The sequence below is a fragment of the Acinetobacter lactucae genome (assembly GCF_013122135.1).
Taxonomy (GTDB): domain Bacteria; phylum Pseudomonadota; class Gammaproteobacteria; order Pseudomonadales; family Moraxellaceae; genus Acinetobacter; species Acinetobacter lactucae.
Map to the genome: position 1 here is coordinate 2,130,421 of NZ_CP053391.1, position 18,015 is coordinate 2,148,435.

The following is an 18,015-nucleotide window of genomic DNA, read 5'->3' on the forward strand; positions in this document are numbered from 1 at the left end:
TTCCAGATCAAGACTGTCTATTTAGCAAATAAAAAGTCATTAGCTTAATTTTTTAGTTCATTACAAACTTAGCACAAGCATTCTTTCTAACTCATTACTAACCGCTATATGAGGTTCTAATAAAAATTAAATTATGGAAAAATATATAAATTTCAAGTTAAGTTTATGTTTTTACTTGATATTTTTAAGACTTTGATATCTAATAACTTTATCTATTCTTTGAACAATTTATAAACCAAAATGACACTTGAGTAATTAATAGTCATTGAAATATTGGTAATAAACCTTATATTGAGTACAGGTTCATACCTTTAACTGAGGAAAAGCTCATGAATAAATTTATAGTTGCAGCCTTTACTGGCGTGGTAAGCATTGCTAGCGTAGGCATACAAGCTGCAACACCTGAGCAAGAATGTCAAAAATTGCAAGATGACTACAATTTGATTTATGCATCAAAAGGCTTTTGTTTTAAAGATCCTGATGCAAAAGAAAAATATGGTAATGAAAACTGTCATACGACAAAACCAAAGTTTTCTGACAAAGAACAGCAACGTCTTGACGCTATTAAAGAACGTCAGAAAGAATTGAAATGTAAATAATTTTAAAGGAATAATACATGGCATATGATGATCAAAATATCTTCGCAAAAATTTTACGTGGTGAACTTCCAGCGATAAAAGTCTATGAAGATGATCAAGTTCTAGCTTTTATGGATATTATGCCTCAAGCCGATGGTCATACATTAGTTATTCCAAAAACACCTGCTGTAACACTGCTAGATCTACCACCTGAAGCAGCAGCATATACCATACAAATTGTTCAAAAGATTGCTAAGGCAATGGAAAAAGCGCTCAATTTGGAAGGTATTGTGTTGATGCAGCTTTCTGGAGCAGCAGCAGGACAAACTGTTCCACATGTTCATTTTCACCTAATTCCAACAAATGTGCATCATCTTGGACGCCATGCTGTTGAGTTAGGAGATCAAGAAAAAATTAAAGAATTAGCTGAAAAAATTAAAGCAGTTCTTTGATTTTTAAATGGTTAAAGCGGAGTTTAGACTCCGCTTTTTTTCGTCTAAAAACTATCAAAAAATGAAAGCAACTAATTTATTTCTAAATTTTAAACGTCATAAAACTGTCATTTATTCTTCACTTCTCTGTCACAAAATTTGCCGATACTGCTTAGCAAGTTGGTGAGCTTTTGTAACTTTTTGTACACAAGTCAACTACAAAATAAATAGTTAGCTAGGCATACGCCATTTTTAAATACCTTTTGGAGAAATCTCAATGAAGAAATTGCTACTCGCTGCCGCAGTTGCAACTTTGAGCATAAACGCGGTGCAAGCAGCGCCAACTTTGTATGGCAAACTAAATGTTTCTATTAACCAAGTTGATAATAAAAATTTCGATGGTAAAAGTGACGTTACCGAAGTTAACTCAAACTCTTCACGTATTGGGGTAAAAGGCGAAGAGAAATTAACTGACAAGTTATCTGCTGTTTATTTAGCTGAATGGGCAATTGCAACTGATGGTTCAGGTTCTGATACTGACCTTAGCGCTCGTAACCGTTTTATCGGTTTAAAAACTGATGGTGTTGGTACATTAAAAGTTGGTAAGTATGATTCTTACTTCAAAACTGCTGCTGGTGGTAACCAAGACATCTTTAATGACGATACACGTTTAGATATTACAAATATCATGTACGGCGAAAACCGTTTAGATAACGTGATTGGTTTTGAATTAGACCCTAAACTATTAGCTGGTTTAACCTTCAATATCATGGCTCAAACTGGTGAAAGCACCTCTGATAGCAAACAAGGTGAAACTGGTAAAGACAGCAAAAATGATAGCTTTGATTCTGTGTCAACTGCGCTTGGCTATGAAAACAAAGATATTGGTTTAGCAATTGCTGCTGCTGGTGACTTTGGTATTAAAGGTAAATACGCAGCTTACGGCCTAAAAGACGTATATACAGATGCTTACCGTGTAACTGGTTCTTATGACATTGCTAAATCTGGTTTTGTTGTAGGTGCTTTATGGCAACATGCTGAACCTACTGATGATCTAACTGCATATGGTCAAACATATAAATCAGATGGTTCAATCGATAAAGCTGGTAAAGCTTACCGTGGTTTAGAAGAAGAAGCATATGCAGTAACAGCTGCTTATAAAATTCCTAACACTAAACTTAAAGTGAAAGCAGAATACGCTTCTGCTGAAACGCAAGTAAGTGGTCAATCAGATCGTAAAATCGACTTGTACGGTTTAGGTCTTGATTACCAAATCAACAAACAAGCTCGCTTCTACGGTATCGTTGCTCAACAAAAACGTGACTGGATTAAAGAAGACGATAAACAAACTGTTGTAGGTACTGGTATCGAATATAACTTCTAATCAGTTATGTTTGATTCAGATCTAAAGTAAAAGGGCTTATGCCCTTTTATTTTTTTGCGCTGATTAAAAAAAGCCGATATAAAAGTTATCGGCTTTTTTAGGATTTATATCTTATTTTAAGAAACCACCTACAAGATTCATCACGTTTTGAATGTCTTGGTTTGCTTCTTGAGGATTGGTACTTTCACCTTGAGGTGTTAAAGAATCAATGACCTGAGGTAAAACTGAAGCAATTGCACCGTAAACTTGCTCTTTTGGCGCTTGGGCTTGCTCGGCAACTTGTTCAATGTCAGCAGGATTAAATAGACTCTGTAATTGTTGGGTCGGAACTTCGCTATTACTTTGATTTGGATCAACCCAACTTTGAACCTGACTTCCTAAACCTGCACCTTTCAACTTTTCTAACGCAGCCTGTAAACCACCTTGTTGCTGCACCCAACCCAAGATTAAAGGCACAACTGCAATTAACAAACTTTGTACACCACCACCTGCTTGAGGTGTGTTGTTATTGCCAGTGACTTGTCCTAATACAGAACCTAGTACGCCTCCCAGACCACCTTGGGCACCAGATGAAGTATTACCACCCATTTGTCCTAATACAGAACCTAAAATTCCACCTAAACCGCCTTGGCCTGATGCTTGCTGGTTGCCACCTAAAGCCTGCTTAGCCAAAGCTTCTACAATATTGCTTAAATTTGTCATGTGTAACTCTTATGTATGGTTTATATATGAGCATACGCGGATTCTTGTTAAGACAGCAAAAGCCAAATTGTTAAATTTTGAAAGAGGTTTAAATCCTTTTTACCAACGGAATTTATTCCAGTTTTCCGGGTTCGCCCAAAACTTTGAGTTAAACCAGTCTGGAACATGTTTATAGGTCAATATATTAAATTGCCATAAAGCAAAATCACTATCATGTGAAGTTTTATCAATAAGTTGAGTAAACCCTAAAGAACGTAATAACTGCTCATCACTGCGCTTGCTCACTACAACAATGCGCTTTGCTAGTAAATCTCTTAGCTTTACTAATAATTGTGATTTTTGCACATCGCTGATGTTCTGCATTTCCTCAGTATCGAACAATACAAAACCCAAGTCATAACGCTGAGTAAAAGGCAGACTTAAAAGCTCAGTTACGGTAAAATAGTGCCATTGAATTGCGTTATTCTGGTCAATTTTCTGGCCAATACAAAGTGCAGTATGAATGGGCTGTTCGTTTGATAAATCGTCTAGCATAGAAGTGATGACATTTTGTTCAGCCATAACTGCAACCCTTAATTGAAAGATGTGAGTTTAAACTTTATGGAACTACAAGGCATTTGCCATAAAATGCATGCAGGCCTAAAAGATGCTAGTGTAACTGATCAACAGACAACCAAGGCAAATGTTGAATACAAATTTGTATTAGACCGTTCAGAAATTGATCTTCCTTTTAATTTAGGACAAGAACTAGAAATCGAATGGACAGGTAATATTTATTGCACGTCATGTGGCACTAAAACACCAAAATCTTATTCTCAAGGTCACTGCTTTAAATGTTTTAAAACCAAAGCAGAATGTGACCTTTGTATTATGAAACCTGAAACATGTCACTATCATTTAGGCACATGTCGTGAAGATGATTTTGCCCATAATGTTTGTTTCCAGCCTCATATTGTATATTTGGCAAACTCAAGTGCTTTAAAAGTGGGTATTACCCGTGTTAGCCACATGCCAGGTCGTTGGTTAGATCAAGGTGCAACTCAAGCCTTACCTATTTTAAAAGTTGGATCACGCCGTTTATCTGGTCAGCTTGAAACCATGTTTGGTTCTTTAATTGCTGATAAGACAGATTGGCGTAAACTCCTCAAGGGCGAAGCTGAACCTTTAAATATGGTTGAACAACGTGATCAATTAATTGAAGAGTTCGCCCCTAAAATTCAAACTATTCGTGATGAATTCAGTCAAAACCTTGAATTTAACGAAACGGTTGAACTACTAGAAAATGAATTGCCTCGTGAGTTTGTTTACCCAGTGGAACAATATCCTGAAAAAATTAAGTCTTTAAACTTAGATAAAACACCAAAAATTCGTGGTGTCTTACAAGGGATTAAAGGCCAATATTTAATTTTTGATATCGGTGTTATCAACATTCGTAAATATACAGGGTACGAGCTGATTGTACGTGCATAAATAGAAAAGGCATTCATAAGAATGCCTTTTTTTACTTCTCTAGTAAATTTAGGATGGCTTGAACCGGATCTTCTGTATTTCCAGAAATAAGCTGTTTATGCATGGTTAAGTGCTGCATCACCTGAATTTGAGCGGTTTCAACATTCATTAGTTTTTCTATTTCAGCTGCTAAATTTTCAGGTGTTGCATCGGCTTGAATCAGCTCTTCAATGACTTTTTTACCCGCAATGATATTAGGCAACGAGTAATAAGGTATTTTCACCAAGAATTTAGCAATTAGATAAGTCAACCAATGTAATTTATAGAAAGTAACCATTGGTCTATGCATTAACATGGCTTCTAATGTTGCCGTTCCAGATGCTAAAGCAATAATGTCACTTGCATTCATGACCATACGACCAATTTTTGATTCGCTATCCGTATTTTCTAAAATATGAATTTTTGCTTTTAATTGAGGTGCTAATTGTTCAACACCCTGCTCAATCTGTTGTTTACGAGCATCATTAATTGCTGGAATTAAAAATTGAATGTCAGGATGTTTGGTATGCAAAATATTGGCAGCACCTAATAGCATAGGTAGTAATCGTTCTACCTCACCTTTTCGACTTCCTGGTAACAAGGCAATATGTTTTTGATTTTCATCAATACCCAATTGTTGTTCAGCAATTTGAATTGGGTTCTCAAGTGGTAATTGTTTTGCTAGCGGATGTCCTACAAATGCTGCTGGAACTTCATATTGCTCATAAAAAACTTTTTCAAATGGAAATAAGCAAAGTACTAAATCAATACTCTGTTTAATGCCATGAACACGTCCTTGGCGCCATGCCCAAACTGATGGGCTCACATATTGAACTGTTTTTATGGGAAGATTTTTTTCTTTAATACTTTTAGAAAGTCTGAGGTTAAAATCTGGTGCATCAATACCAATAAAAATATCAACTGGATTTTGAGTCCATTGATTGATTAACCCATCTCTCACGGCAAATAATTTTTTTAAGTCTTTTAGTACCTCAACAATCCCCATTACAGACAGAGTTTCCATCGGGTAATAACTATTAAAACCTTCAGCAATCATTTGAGGACCGCCGATTCCCTCAAATTCAGCATCGATTCCCTGCTCACGGAAACTACGCATAAGCTTAACACCAAGCGTATCTCCTGAAACTTCTCCAACTACAATGCCTATTTTAAATTTTCGATTTGCCAAGGCGATTTACCCAAGAATTTGAAATAATGCATTCTAACATAGAGGTTTATCAATCTTGAACTTGATAGAAACGTACTTGCTAAAACTAAGCATGGTCTATCACTATCTAAAATTACATTCACCCAAGATATTTTAATCTAAATTAACAATGTCATTTGAATTGTAGCTTACATTTACAAACAATAAAATAAATGAGAATTATTTACATTATCTCTAATCTTATGAATATCCCACCCCGACCATTTAAGCTTACCGTAATTGCTTGCGCGATTTGTTATGCGAACCTCTCTTATGCTCAAGACTCAGAGGTACAAGCTTTACAAACGATCCAAGTTAAAGCATCAAATACTGAGCAGTCTTCTGAACAAACCAAAGCATATAATGTTAAAAATTCGAGTAGCGCAACCAAGCTGAATATCGAAGCTAAAGAAACTCCTCAAACCATTAATGTCGTTACTCGACAGCAAATTGAAGATTTCGGGCTTACTAGTACCCGAGATGTTTTAAGAAACACGCCTGGGGTAACCGTATCTAATCAAGAGACAGAACGAACCACTTATATGGCTCGTGGCTTTGAAATTTCAAATATTTTAACTGATGGCGTAGGTTTCCCCCTATCTGGTTATAACTATAGCAATACGAATCCTGATACTTACTTTTATGATCGTGTAGAGGTAGTTAAAGGTGCTGATTCTTTAACCAATGCCTTTGGTGATCCAAGCGCAACAATTAACAATATTAGAAAACGCCCGACTCAAGAATTCCAAGCAAGTGGCGGCGTAAGTTATGGTTCTTGGGATACGCAGCGTTATGAAGCTGATGTATCTGGCTCAATTCTACCGAGTGGAAAAGTACGTGGCCGTATTATGGGCTATGAGCAAACTGGTGATTCTTACCTTGATCGATATTCGTCAGAGAGAAATGGTTTCGCAGGTATTATTGAAGCTGATTTGACAGATAGTACTTTACTTACCGCAGGTTATAGCCAAGAACAAAATAAACCCAATGCAAACAACTGGGGTGCTCTGCCTTTGTTAGATGCCAATGGTAAACAAATTTCATATGACCGCTCATATAACCCTAACCCTGACTGGGCGCACTGGGATAATGAGACACAAAATGCTTTTGTTGAATTAAAACAAAAAATTAATGACCTATGGACTGCTAAACTGACTTATAACTATCTTGATACCAAGCATAATAGCCGTCTTCTTTATTACTATGGATATCCCAAAGCTGATGGTTCGGGTGTTTCTCTAACTCCTTGGGGTGGTCAAGAACACCAAGAAAAACATGCTGTCGATTTTAATCTCGAAGGGTCCTATAAACTTTTTAACAGAGAACATGAGGCCACCCTCGGCTATAGCTATGTACGTAATCACCAGCAGGATAAACAATCTACAGGAACAATTAACGATAGTAATGTTATAAAAGCAACCACTACGGATTGGGCAAGCTGGACACCACAATCTATAACGTGGTCAGATTTTACGGAAGCCGCAAACTATAAACAGAATATTAATTCAATCTATGCGGCGACACGTTTACATCTCAATGAAGATTTAAAACTTTTACTTGGCGCAAACTATGTTCAAGCTGAAAGTAAAGGCGAAAGTTATAGCTCTCCAATGTCATATCGTGAAAGTAAAGTCTCGCCATATGTTGGACTAACCTATAATTTTACACCTGAATATACAGGTTATATGAGTTACACCTCAATTTTCCGTCCTCAAACTGGTATTGATAAAGATACCAATCAAGCTTTAAAACCTATTGAGGGTAAAAGCTATGAAATGGGCGTAAAAAGCTCATGGCTAGATGACCGTTTAACAGGAACACTTTCAGTATTTAAAACGGAACAAAATAATTACCCTCTACGCAGTTCTGATGGAAATCCACTTAATCGAAAAGTACCAACGAGTGATTTAGAGTCACAAGGTGTAGAAGTCGGTCTATCTGGTCAAATTACTGATAACGTAAATCTTTCTTTCGGCTATGCTCAATTTAGTATTAAAGATACTAAAAATGGTGGCGAGGCAAGAACCTACAATCCAAACCAGACACTTAATTTGCTAACCACCTACACGCCGCCAGTTTTACCTAAGCTGAAAGTTGGTGCAGGTTTACAATGGCAAGATGGGATAAAGTTATATGATTCAAATGTAAACAGTACGATCAAACAAGATGCATATGCTTTAGTCAATTTAATGGCGAGCTATGAAGTCAATGATCATATTACGCTTCAAGCAAATGGTAATAATATTTTTGACAAGAAATATTTAAATAGTTTCCCCGATGGGCAAGCTTTTTATGGTCCTTCAGCCAACTATACAGTTGCTGTAAAGTTTAAATATTAATACCGTAGCCAGTCCCTATTTAGGGATTGGCTTTACTTATTACTCTTTGTTTATGTGTCAGTAACGATGCCCAAAACTGTAAATCTTCCCGTGTCATATCGTATAAAAGTTTTATATCGATTCTTGCTAGTTTTCGGTATGGGCTTTGCCTGTATGACATATTTAAGTCTTGGACTCACTGGAATTTTTCTTTTGAACCTTGACAAAGCAGAGGCTATATTTCTTGCAGCAATTATAGCAATTCTATTTTATGTAGTCTTTGTAATTGTTGGTTTCTGCATCCAATCACTTTTGAAACTCACTGGGCTATCAATTGTTTTGTGCGCCCTTTTCTTTTTTGCAACGCGTATGGTGGGTTATGCATAAAGGTATACGTCAATCTATGGCATGGCTACACTCATGGACTGGCTTAATTTTTGGGTGGCTTGTATTTGCCATTTTCTTAATGGGGAGTTTGTCTTATTATCGCCATGAAATTAATTTATGGATGCAACCTGCACTTGCACAATATGAAGTAAAACAAGATATTGCTATTAAAACAGCATATCAATATTTACAAGAAAACGCGCCAGACGCCAAATCTTGGTATTTAACTGTTGCAACACCAGAAAGTCCCGTCAACACTATGTATTGGGAAAAAGCTGACGGCGGTTATGGCAATGCCACACTTGATGCTAACACAGGAAAAGAACTTCAACTTTCGGCGACCTTAGGCGGCGATTTTTTTTACCGCTTCCATTACCAACTTTTTGGAATTCCAATAATAGTTGGGCGATTAGTCGTATGTCTTGCCGCATTTATTATGTTGATTGCTTTGGTTTCAGGCATTATTACTCATAAAAAAATATTCACCGACTTTTTTACTTTACGTACATTTAAGTCTCAGCGTTCATGGCTAGACTTTCATAATATTTCATCAGTCGTAGCTCTACCCTTCTTTTTAACCATTACATTCACAGGCTTAGCTATTTTCTTTTATTTATATCTGCCTTGGGGGATGCAAAAGATTTATCCCGAAAATCCTTATCAATATTTTAATGAAATTCGCACAAAAACTGTCATCGAGAATCATTCGATTCAACCTGCTCAAAACTTAGCTATTGATAAGTTATTAAGCCAAGTTCAACAAAATTGGGGCAATCAACCTTTATCAACGATTAGTGTAAAAAACCCGAATACCAATCAAGCTCAAATTACTTTTGTTCAAAAAGAAGATCACTCTATCACCCGTAATCAGGCCCAAATTACCTTAAACGCTTCAACAGGCAAAGTCTTGGCAGATACACGTAATAATAGTGCTATTGCAACGTTAAACGCGGGTGTCTATGGGCTGCATATGGCGACATTTGCTCAACCTTTACTTCGCTTAGGATTCTTTTTCTCAGGCATTCTAGGTTGTGTAATGATTGCCTCTGGTTTGTTACTTTGGAGTCTTAAACGCCAAATTCAAAGTAAAAATAGTAAGTTTCATTTCGGACACTATTTAGTTGACCGTTTAAATGTTGCAGCGTTTGTTGGATTGCCTTGTGCCACTGTTGCCTATTTAAGTGCAAATCGATTGTTTACAGTTACTTCAACCACAATCAATTATGAAGTTTATAGCTTTTTCTTGGTCTGGCTAATTAGCTTCCTCATTGCGTTAATTACTCAAAAACAGCATTTGTGGCGAACTCAACTTTGCGTTTTTATTATGCTCAGTATTGCACTTCCCATCTTAAATCTAAGTTATTTGCTCAAACATGATTATGTACAAAACTTCAGGGATTATTGGACCTTTGCACGTGTAGATGTATTTTTGTGGATCTTTGCAGCTTTAGCAATTTTTATATTCTTCAAAATTCAACCTATTCAGCATAAAGCTGTAGAAAAGATTCAAAAAAAGCTGAATAAATTAAATACTGAGGTGAGCTCATGATTTTTATAGCTTTCCTCTTAATCTTATTAGGGATGTATTTGTTATTTATGGCGAGCGAAAAATATCGATCGCCGAAATCAACAGGTCATTTCAAATCGATAGCTCAAAAGTATTATCGATACTTTAAAATAGCTGCATTCATGCTATTTGGTTTATTTGCATTTATTCTTATTCAACACTATAAATTTTCAATTGGTTTTGTCAGTTGGTGGATCTTTGCAACGCCTGTAACTTTTATTCTTATACTACTAGTTAATCCCCTAAGATCATCAAAATAATCGTTTTCTTCAAAAAATGATGAAAAATAGTACAAGCTAAGCAAAATTTTCGTTGCTTAGCTTTTTTTTGCATAAGTAAATCATTATTCATGACAACTGTTTATCTCTAAAAGGAATAAGATATCTGCGTTTCGTGATAAGTGGCGATAAAGATGTTTGGTCCTTTTGAATTTATCTTAGCGGGTATGTTAGTTGGTTTCTGTGTCGGGATTACAGGAGTTGGGGGTGGGTCATTAATGACACCAATCTTAATTAGTCTTTTTAGAATTGAACCTCATATCGCGATTGGCACCGATTTACTTTATGCTGCAATCTCAAAATTTTGTGGCTCAATGGTTCACGCTAGAAAGCTCAACATTGTCTGGCCAATTGTTTTATGGTTAGCAGTAGGCAGTATTCCTGCATCTTTCATTACTTCATGGGTACTTGAGCATTATTTAAGTCAGTCAACACACTATAAAGCTGTGTTAACAATAGTATTAGGCTTTATGCTGACTTTAACTGGTGTGTCTATCATTTTCCGTTCTCGTATTGAGAAGTTTTTTAATAAATTCCGTAATAAAGAAACCGTTCAAACTGAAAATGAGCAATTAGCAATCCATAAAAAACGTAGCTTTATCGTCATTATGGGCATCATTTTAGGTGTATTCGTCACACTTTCATCAGTTGGCGCTGGCGCATTTGGAATCATGGCACTGGTGATTATGTTCCCGAACTTGCCAATGATTCGAATTATTGGGTCAGATGTTGTACATGCAGTATTGCTTACCTTAGTGGCTGGCCTTGGACATATGAGTGCTGGTAACGTCGACTTTACCCTTCTGATGTGGTTATTGGTGGGTTCAATTCCTGCAATTATTATTGGGACTTTAATCAGCTCTCGTATGCCGGAACGTTTAATCCGAAAAATTTTAGGGATTACCCTATTTGCTCTTGGTGTGAATTTTATGGTTCATCCAGTCAAAGCAAAACCGAAAGCACCTGTGGTACAACAAGCAGTAGTTGCTGAAAAAACAAGCAACTCGACTGAAAGATAGTAAAATCAATAGGATTTTTCCAAACTGAAATACCATGAGATGTAAGATTTTCATAATTATTTCATGGTATATTCAGTACACAAAACAACCTTTAGTATGATCGAACCAGTGACAGCAATGACTACACATTCAAATTCCGTTTCAAAGCCAGATATCGACGACGTTAATATTAAAAGCATTCAAACTCTTGTAACACCAAATGAGCTTAAGTCAGAACTTCCTTTATCTGATGTTGCTTCACAAACTGTTCTAAAAGGCCGCGAAACTATTCGTAATATTTTAGATGGTTCAGATAAGCGTCTGTTTGTCGTTATTGGTCCTTGCTCTATTCATGATCCAAAAGCTGCTCACGAATATGCTGATCGCTTAAAAGCGCTTAGCGAAAAGGTTAAAGATACTCTATATCTAGTTATGCGTGTTTATTTTGAAAAACCACGTACAACAATTGGTTGGAAAGGTCTAATCAATGACCCAGATATGAATGACTCATTTAACATCGAAAAAGGTTTACGTATTGGTCGTAAGCTCTTGCTTGAATTAAATGAAAAAGGTTTACCATGTGCAACTGAAGCACTTGACCCGAACTCTCCGCAATACTATCAAGACTTAATTTCATGGTCTGCGATTGGTGCGCGTACAACCGAAAGTCAAACACACCGTGAAATGTCTTCTGGTCTATCTTCACCAGTAGGTTTTAAAAATGGTACAGATGGTGGTTTAACTGTTGCGACCAATGCGATGCAGTCTGTTAAATATGGCCATAGTTTCTTAGGCTTGAACGAAGATGGCCAAGTTTCAATTATCAATACTAGTGGTAACCCTTATGCACACGTTGTATTACGTGGTGGTAATGGTAAGCCAAACTACGATGCTGGCTCTGTTGCAGAAGCAGAAAATGCTTTAGCAAAAGCTAAAGTTAGCAACAAAATCATGATTGATGCGAGTCACGCCAACTCAAATAAAGACCCGTACTTACAACCGCTTGTTCTTAAAAATATTACTGAACAAATTTTAGATGGTAATAAGTCAATCGTCGGTATCATGGTTGAAAGTCACTTAAAAGGTGGTCGCCAAGATATTCCTGAAAATCTTTGTGATTTAGAATATGGTAAATCAGTAACTGATGGCTGTATTGACTGGGAAACTACCGAGAAGACATTGCTTGAAATGCATGAAGCTTTAAAAGAAGTTTTACCAAATCGCTAATTCATCTTTTTAAGATTGAAAATTAAGCCCTCATTCTTGAGGGCTTTTTTATTTTTGGGTGAAATTCAAAATCAAACTAAATAAAAATAACTCACAACAAAAGCAAAAAGCAGTACCGTTTCACTTAGCTCAATCGCTGCCCCCACCGTATCACCTGTAATACCGCCAATTCTTTTAATAAACAGATGTCTTAAATAAACAAGGCCAATTAAAAAACTAATTATGGCAATAAGTCCTTGCCATTTCCAATATAAAGGTAGCAGCATAACTAAGCCTGCAATTATCCAAGAAGTCATTTTAGGTAAGTGATCAGTCAAAGAACGCCCTAAACCTTTTTCACGGACATATGGCGTAGTTAAAAACAAAATAGATGGCACCACACGACCAAGGATGGGAACAAAGACTAAAAATAACGTTTGATGCTGTTCAATCAACACATAAATCAGTGCAAATTTGAGTAAACAAATAATGACTAAACTGAGTACTCCAATTGGGCCACAACTTGGATCCTTCATGATTTGTAAAGTACGCAGTTTGTCACCAAAACCACCTACCCACGCATCTGCAGTATCCGCTAGCCCATCTAAATGCAATCCACCTGTCAGCCAAATCCATAAAGTGAGAATGATTGCAGCAACTAAAAGAATAGGTAATTTGGCAAAAAGACAGGCCGCAATAAAAAGTATGCCACCAATAATCAGCCCAACCAGCGGATAGAATAAAATAGCCCGACCATTTTGTTGCGCCGTCGGTATTGTCTTTAGCTCAATAGGCAGAACAGTTAAAAATTGCAATGCAATCCAAAAAGGTGTCATATCCAACTCTCTAACTGATCTATATTTAAAAACAAATTTAATTATGAAGAAATAAAAATGGGAATAGCAATCCCTATTCCCATTAAAGACTTCAAAAACTGAAAATCTATTGCATCTGATAGCACTGTTTCAATTTGATGTAGTCATAGTAAAAACTGGTTGGTGTGTAACGTGCATAGTTACAAGCAGATTTAAATAAAGTCTCTTTTTCGTTATAAAGCATTTTGACCAAAGTATTGCCTTGGCTATTTTGATAAATATCCCACTGTACATTTGCCGCCATAGGCGAAACTACTTCACCGCGCCATGTGCTTGTTGAATAATTATAAGTCTGGCGAAGAGGTAAAGGTTGCATCATATTATGCAAATCTAAGCTGGTCGCCAAAGGAATAATAATTTCAGCATGGGCAAAACGTAAAACTGCTTTATAAGGTTGGGCTTTATTTACAAGCGCATCAACTTGTTGGAACAGGTCCTGTTTAAGTCCTTGAGCAATTTCACTTGTCACCTGATTTGACTCTGTAAAACTTGGTCCCTTTTCATAAAAATCATTGGCATCATTAAATTCAGCATAAAATTTTGCAGCATCTAACGGCATATATTTATCAAAATCAATACCTTTCAACTCATCTTTCATACCACCAGAAATTGAATAGAGTTCATAAATATAAGCTGCTGCATCAACTGCATTAGCAATTGTATTTTTACCCTTACCTTTTTCTGTAATTTGCTCACCTTTAGGTGAAGTGACTGTAAAAGATCCGGTGTTGCTAAAGCTATAACCTGTAGTACCAAGTTTTTTAATAAATTCTGCTTTAAATAGAGGCTTGAGCACTGTTTGAGCTATTTTTTCAGCCTCAATATTTTTTGATAACTCATCTAACTTTTGGGCTAAATCTTTATTATTTTCTTCAAAATCTTGATAAGCCTGACTAGCATCATAAATTTTTTGTTGGCTAACAGTCAGTGGTTGAGCTAAGTCTTCGTCTGCATTCAAACTATGAAAATAAAGTTTAAAACGATCAATGCCACCATCTTCAACACTTGGCACGCTTTCACTTGATAAATTGGTATAAGAAGCTGGAACAATTTTATCTTTAAGTTGCGGTTGTTGTTTAATCAGCTCAGCTGTAAAAAATTTAGCACTATCTACCGCACGGTCTACTCCAGAACTTTGTACCAATATAGAGGCTTGTGAATTTAAAAGAGTTGGCAAGCGCTGTAATAATCGATCGGCAATACCGCGGTGTTCTAAAATACCAGTCATGGTTTCATTTCCATAACCGTACTGACGGATCCCTTCAACACCATAACCTAACAAAATATTCGCTTTCATCATTGCTTCTAAATCAGCACCTAATTGCTCACCTAGTGGCGTTAAGGCATTTTCAGCTTTCGCCTGTTTCCATAAATTATAAAGTGCTAAATCATATTTCAGACTTGATAAACCTCTCGAACCGTGACGTGCCACTAACTCTGTAAAAACTGGCTGGAACCCAGTCGGTGCTTGTTCATAGCTTTTTAAGTCTTGTTGAGGTTGGTAAGGCGTTTTCGTTTGATAGTATTTTGATTGGTTCGTAAGTGGTTCAGTTTGAGCTTCTTGATCATCATTATCGTTACATGCTGTGAGCAATAATGATGCTGCAAGTACAGTTGTCTTAAATAAAATATTCATAAGTCAGATGAGTGTTTAATAATAAATGCCAATAGCTTAGTTTTGAGCAATGACAGTTCTATTACACAGACCAAAATATCTATATAAAAATAATAACTTACATGTGTATAAAAATATAAAACTATTATCTTAACTTAAAAGTTAATTGATCACCTCTTTCAGAAAATTCGAGTGAATATAACTTTCCTAGGTCTGCCGACATTTTTAGTAAATCATCTAAAGGTTGTTGTCTAGCTAAACATGCCAATAGCTTAATCACACCACCATGAGTAACAACCAATGCATGTTGCATGTTTTGGCTTTGCATATGTACAAGTAGATCCTTAAAGCCTTTAAGAACTCTTGTTTGAAATTGCATTAAAGTTTCAGCACGAGGTGGACAATATTGACTCGGTTTTTGCCAAAAATTTGCTAGCAATTCGGGTGAGGTTTCATAAATTTGCTGAGTTGAGACGCCTTCCCAATCACCAAAATACATTTCCTTTAAGTCATGATTTAGAAGTAAAGGGAGTTCATTCGTCTTCGCAAGTTGCTCAGCAAAACAAGCACAACGTTTTAATGATGAACTTACAATGACCTCCCATGGATGATTTTCCACTTGCTCAATGGTTGACTGCATTTGCTGCCAACCTTTCGCTGTTAACTCATCATCTAAATGACCACGTAAAGTATGGCTATATTGGCTTTCGCCATGTCTCAGCAAATCAATGCTAAATTTACTCAATTTTATTCCCGCTTACAGCAGCTTGCTCAAAGGTAGCCATTTGGTTGTGTAATACACAAGCCATTTTAACTAATGACAAGGCAGTGCCAGCACCACTACCCTCACCTAACCGTAAATTCATTTTTAAAATCGGTTCAGCATTAAGTTCTTGTAAAATACGTTGGTGGCCATATTCTGCCGATTGATGACCAAAAAGCATCCAGTCACGCACTTTAGAATTCATTCGTACTGCGCATAAAGCAGCGACCGAACTAATAAAACCATCGACAATGATAGGTAGACCGACCTGAGCACAGCGAATATAAGCTCCCACAATTGCTGCAATTTCTAAACCGCCTACGGCGCATAATGTTTTGAAGACATCACCAACAACATGTTTATGGTGAAGTTCGATTGCCTTTTCAATTACTTCAATTTTATGTCTTAACTGATCGGCACCAATACCAGTGCCAACACCAGTGAGTTGCTCGGCAGTATCATTTAATAAAAGACATGCTAAGGCAGAAGCGGAACAGGTATTTCCAATTCCCATTTCACCCGCAATATAAATATCTACGCCTTCAGCTTTGGCTGTATTTACACTCTTTTTACCTAACTCTAGAGCAGCACGGCATTCGTCAGCACTCATCGCAGCTTGTTTAGCAAAATTTGCTGTGCCAGCACGGATAAAATGACGCTCAACCCCTGCATATTCGTATGCTTCGCCTATTGTACCGCAATCAATCACTTGCAAATGAGCTTGATGATATTTGGCAATTACACTAATTGCTGCACCGCCAGTCGTGAAGTTTTGTAGCATTTGACGGGTAACGGCTTGAGGATATGCAGAGATATTTTCTTCAACCACGCCATGATCACCAGCAAAAACTGTAATCCATGGATGGCTAACTTGTGGATAGGCAGTTGACTGCAAACTAGCAAGTTTAACTGCTATCAGCTCTAGATTACCTAAAGCTCCTGTAGGTTTAGTGAGTTGGAGCTGGTGTTGCTCAGCTTGTTGTTTTGCGTCCAAATCAGGTTGCTGTACAGATTCTAACCACCAGTTCATTCTATTTCTCACCTTTTAAAATCATTGGAAAACCAGCCACACAAAACATAACCTTATCTGCAATTTGCCCTAAACGCTGATGTAGTCTGCCTGCTTCATCGACAAAGCGACGGCTAATCTCACCGATTGGCACAACACCAAGACCAGTTTCATTACTTACTAAAATAATTTCTGACTCAAGCGTAGGTAAAACTTTTAACAGCTGCTCACACTCAAATTGTTGAACATTTGGATCATCTAAAAGTAACAAATTGGTTAGCCAAAGTGTTAAACAATCCACCAGAATAATTTGATTAGGTCCATCAATTTTTTGCAGAACTTTTGCTAAAAATAATGGTTCTTCAACTAAAGACCAGTGAGCAGGACGCTGATTTTGATGATGTGCTATTCGACTTTGCATTTCAGAATCTAGCGCTTTCGCCGTTGCAACATAGGTTACAGGCAATTGCATTGATATTGCCGTTTGTTCAGCCAGTCGGCTTTTACCAGAACGGGCACCACCCAAAATCAATTGCAACATGAATCACCTAAAAACAAATGCTGATACGAATATAACTTACCTTGTAAAGTTTGAGCTTGATAATAACCAAACGTTAAATGCTCAACTTTAAGCCCAAATTCAGCCTGTTTATATTGTACAGGTAATTCAGAAATTTTTTGTAAAATCAAATCACTACTATAGTCTGTTTTATACAATCCCAAAGTGATGTGCGGGCAATAATCTAAAGCGGCAATTTCATTAGAAACTATGCATAATTTTTGACGTATTAGAGATAAAATATTTTCAGTGTCTTGGACTTCTACAAACAAAGCACTCGTAAAGCTATCAATTGATCTAACTCTTAGTTGGAATGAGGGAAAATTCTCTTTTCTAAAAATTTGCCTATGTTGCTCAAACTCACTAAAACTAAAGTCATCACTATGAATTTTAGTTTCTTGAGTTAAAAATCCACATATAAACAATGTGATATGATATTGACGGTGATTTGGTTCTAATAAAAATTCTGAAAAATGTGCACGCAAGGCATCTAAATAATCAACTATTTTTTGATCATTAATTTCTAAATACCATAAAGCATAATTTTGCCGTCCAAGATGCCATTCGGAATAATCCCGTATAGGTGTTGGCACCATGAACGTCGAAGGTTTTAGCAGCACAGCTTTAATTCAAAATCATTCAATTTTTGT

Annotated in this window: 20 protein-coding genes; 10 read left to right on the forward strand and 10 right to left on the reverse strand. The window is 36.6% G+C overall.

Annotation, left to right across the window (positions count from 1 at the left end):
- Positions 1-329: 329 nt before the first annotated feature.
- From HLV59_RS09880 to HLV59_RS09890, 3 genes are all read left to right on the forward strand, one after another.
- Positions 330-599, forward strand: a complete 270-nt coding sequence (locus HLV59_RS09880; RefSeq protein WP_061874019.1) for a YARHG domain-containing protein — start codon at positions 330-332, stop codon at positions 597-599.
- A gap of 17 nt (positions 600-616) precedes the next feature.
- Complete coding sequence (locus tag HLV59_RS09885; RefSeq protein WP_081174093.1) at positions 617-1,030, forward strand: HIT family protein; 414 nt, start codon at positions 617-619, stop codon at positions 1,028-1,030.
- A gap of 256 nt (positions 1,031-1,286) precedes the next feature.
- Complete coding sequence (locus HLV59_RS09890) at positions 1,287-2,393, forward strand: porin (protein ID WP_031948226.1); 1,107 nt, start codon at positions 1,287-1,289, stop codon at positions 2,391-2,393.
- 111 nt (positions 2,394-2,504) lie between these two features.
- Here the strand turns inward: HLV59_RS09890 and HLV59_RS09895 are convergent, their stop codons facing one another.
- A complete protein-coding gene (locus HLV59_RS09895) occupies positions 2,505-3,095 on the reverse strand; it encodes a YidB family protein (protein ID WP_171429871.1) in 591 nt (196 codons plus the stop codon).
- Positions 3,096-3,194: 99 nt separating this feature from the next.
- The gene (locus HLV59_RS09900; protein WP_057104931.1) at positions 3,195-3,656 is read right to left on the reverse strand and encodes a DUF6231 family protein; all 462 of its coding nucleotides are present in this window, start codon (positions 3,654-3,656) and stop codon (positions 3,195-3,197) included.
- 39 nt (positions 3,657-3,695) lie between these two features.
- On the opposite strand from HLV59_RS09900, the gene HLV59_RS09905 reads away from it, so the two are divergent.
- Positions 3,696-4,565 (forward strand): DUF2797 domain-containing protein, encoded by an 870-nt coding sequence (locus tag HLV59_RS09905; protein WP_016145162.1) that lies wholly within the window; start codon positions 3,696-3,698, stop codon positions 4,563-4,565.
- Positions 4,566-4,596: 31 nt separating this feature from the next.
- Here HLV59_RS09905 and lpxB read toward each other — a convergent pair whose 3' ends face one another.
- Positions 4,597-5,772 (reverse strand): lipid-A-disaccharide synthase, encoded by a 1,176-nt coding sequence (gene lpxB / locus HLV59_RS09910; protein ID WP_171429872.1) that lies wholly within the window; start codon positions 5,770-5,772, stop codon positions 4,597-4,599.
- 221 nt (positions 5,773-5,993) lie between these two features.
- Between lpxB and HLV59_RS09915 the strand changes: the two genes are divergently transcribed.
- The 4 genes from HLV59_RS09915 (at position 5,994) to HLV59_RS09925 (ending at position 10,322) form a co-directional block, all read left to right on the forward strand.
- Positions 5,994-8,129: a TonB-dependent siderophore receptor gene (locus tag HLV59_RS09915; RefSeq protein ID WP_171429873.1), complete on the forward strand. Its 2,136-nt coding sequence runs from the start codon at positions 5,994-5,996 to the stop codon at positions 8,127-8,129.
- A gap of 66 nt (positions 8,130-8,195) precedes the next feature.
- Positions 8,196-8,495, forward strand: coding sequence for a hypothetical protein (locus HLV59_RS18655; RefSeq protein ID WP_228721981.1), 300 nt, complete (start codon positions 8,196-8,198; stop codon positions 8,493-8,495).
- Positions 8,488-10,044, forward strand: a complete 1,557-nt coding sequence (locus HLV59_RS09920) for a PepSY-associated TM helix domain-containing protein (protein WP_216606712.1) — start codon at positions 8,488-8,490, stop codon at positions 10,042-10,044. Before HLV59_RS18655 ends, HLV59_RS09920 begins: the two co-directional genes overlap by 8 nt.
- Complete coding sequence (locus HLV59_RS09925; protein ID WP_171429874.1) at positions 10,041-10,322, forward strand: DUF1634 domain-containing protein; 282 nt, start codon at positions 10,041-10,043, stop codon at positions 10,320-10,322. The genes HLV59_RS09920 and HLV59_RS09925 overlap by 4 nt, the downstream gene beginning before the upstream one ends.
- Here HLV59_RS09925 and HLV59_RS09930 read toward each other — a convergent pair.
- Complete coding sequence (locus tag HLV59_RS09930; RefSeq protein ID WP_171429875.1) at positions 10,297-10,413, reverse strand: hypothetical protein; 117 nt, start codon at positions 10,411-10,413, stop codon at positions 10,297-10,299. The two genes, HLV59_RS09925 and HLV59_RS09930, sit on opposite strands and share 26 nt — an antisense overlap.
- 61 nt (positions 10,414-10,474) lie before the next feature.
- On the opposite strand from HLV59_RS09930, the gene HLV59_RS09935 reads away from it, so the two are divergent.
- Positions 10,475-11,359 (forward strand): sulfite exporter TauE/SafE family protein, encoded by an 885-nt coding sequence (locus HLV59_RS09935; protein ID WP_171429876.1) that lies wholly within the window; start codon positions 10,475-10,477, stop codon positions 11,357-11,359.
- 96 nt (positions 11,360-11,455) lie between these two features.
- Positions 11,456-12,565, forward strand: a complete 1,110-nt coding sequence (locus tag HLV59_RS09940; protein WP_081175935.1) for a 3-deoxy-7-phosphoheptulonate synthase — start codon at positions 11,456-11,458, stop codon at positions 12,563-12,565.
- Positions 12,566-12,636: 71 nt separating this feature from the next.
- Here the strand turns inward: HLV59_RS09940 and HLV59_RS09945 are convergent, their stop codons facing one another.
- From HLV59_RS09945 to HLV59_RS09970, 6 genes are all read right to left on the reverse strand, one after another.
- Positions 12,637-13,380: an adenosylcobinamide-GDP ribazoletransferase gene (locus HLV59_RS09945; protein ID WP_171429877.1), complete on the reverse strand. Its 744-nt coding sequence runs from the start codon at positions 13,378-13,380 to the stop codon at positions 12,637-12,639.
- A 106-nt stretch (positions 13,381-13,486) separates the two neighbouring features.
- The gene (locus HLV59_RS09950) at positions 13,487-15,055 is read right to left on the reverse strand and encodes a histidine-type phosphatase (RefSeq protein WP_171429878.1); all 1,569 of its coding nucleotides are present in this window, start codon (positions 15,053-15,055) and stop codon (positions 13,487-13,489) included.
- A 124-nt stretch (positions 15,056-15,179) separates the two neighbouring features.
- Complete coding sequence (locus HLV59_RS09955; RefSeq protein WP_151748629.1) at positions 15,180-15,779, reverse strand: histidine phosphatase family protein; 600 nt, start codon at positions 15,777-15,779, stop codon at positions 15,180-15,182.
- Positions 15,772-16,827, reverse strand: a complete 1,056-nt coding sequence (cobT, locus tag HLV59_RS09960) for a nicotinate-nucleotide--dimethylbenzimidazole phosphoribosyltransferase (protein WP_171429879.1) — start codon at positions 16,825-16,827, stop codon at positions 15,772-15,774. The genes HLV59_RS09955 and cobT overlap by 8 nt, the downstream gene beginning before the upstream one ends.
- Before the next feature lies 1 nt (position 16,828).
- Positions 16,829-17,347 (reverse strand): bifunctional adenosylcobinamide kinase/adenosylcobinamide-phosphate guanylyltransferase, encoded by a 519-nt coding sequence (gene cobU, locus HLV59_RS09965; protein WP_171429880.1) that lies wholly within the window; start codon positions 17,345-17,347, stop codon positions 16,829-16,831.
- A complete protein-coding gene (locus HLV59_RS09970) occupies positions 17,335-17,961 on the reverse strand; it encodes a 2'-5' RNA ligase family protein (protein WP_171429881.1) in 627 nt (208 codons plus the stop codon). Before HLV59_RS09970 ends, cobU begins: the two co-directional genes overlap by 13 nt.
- Positions 17,962-18,015: the final 54 nt, after the last annotated feature.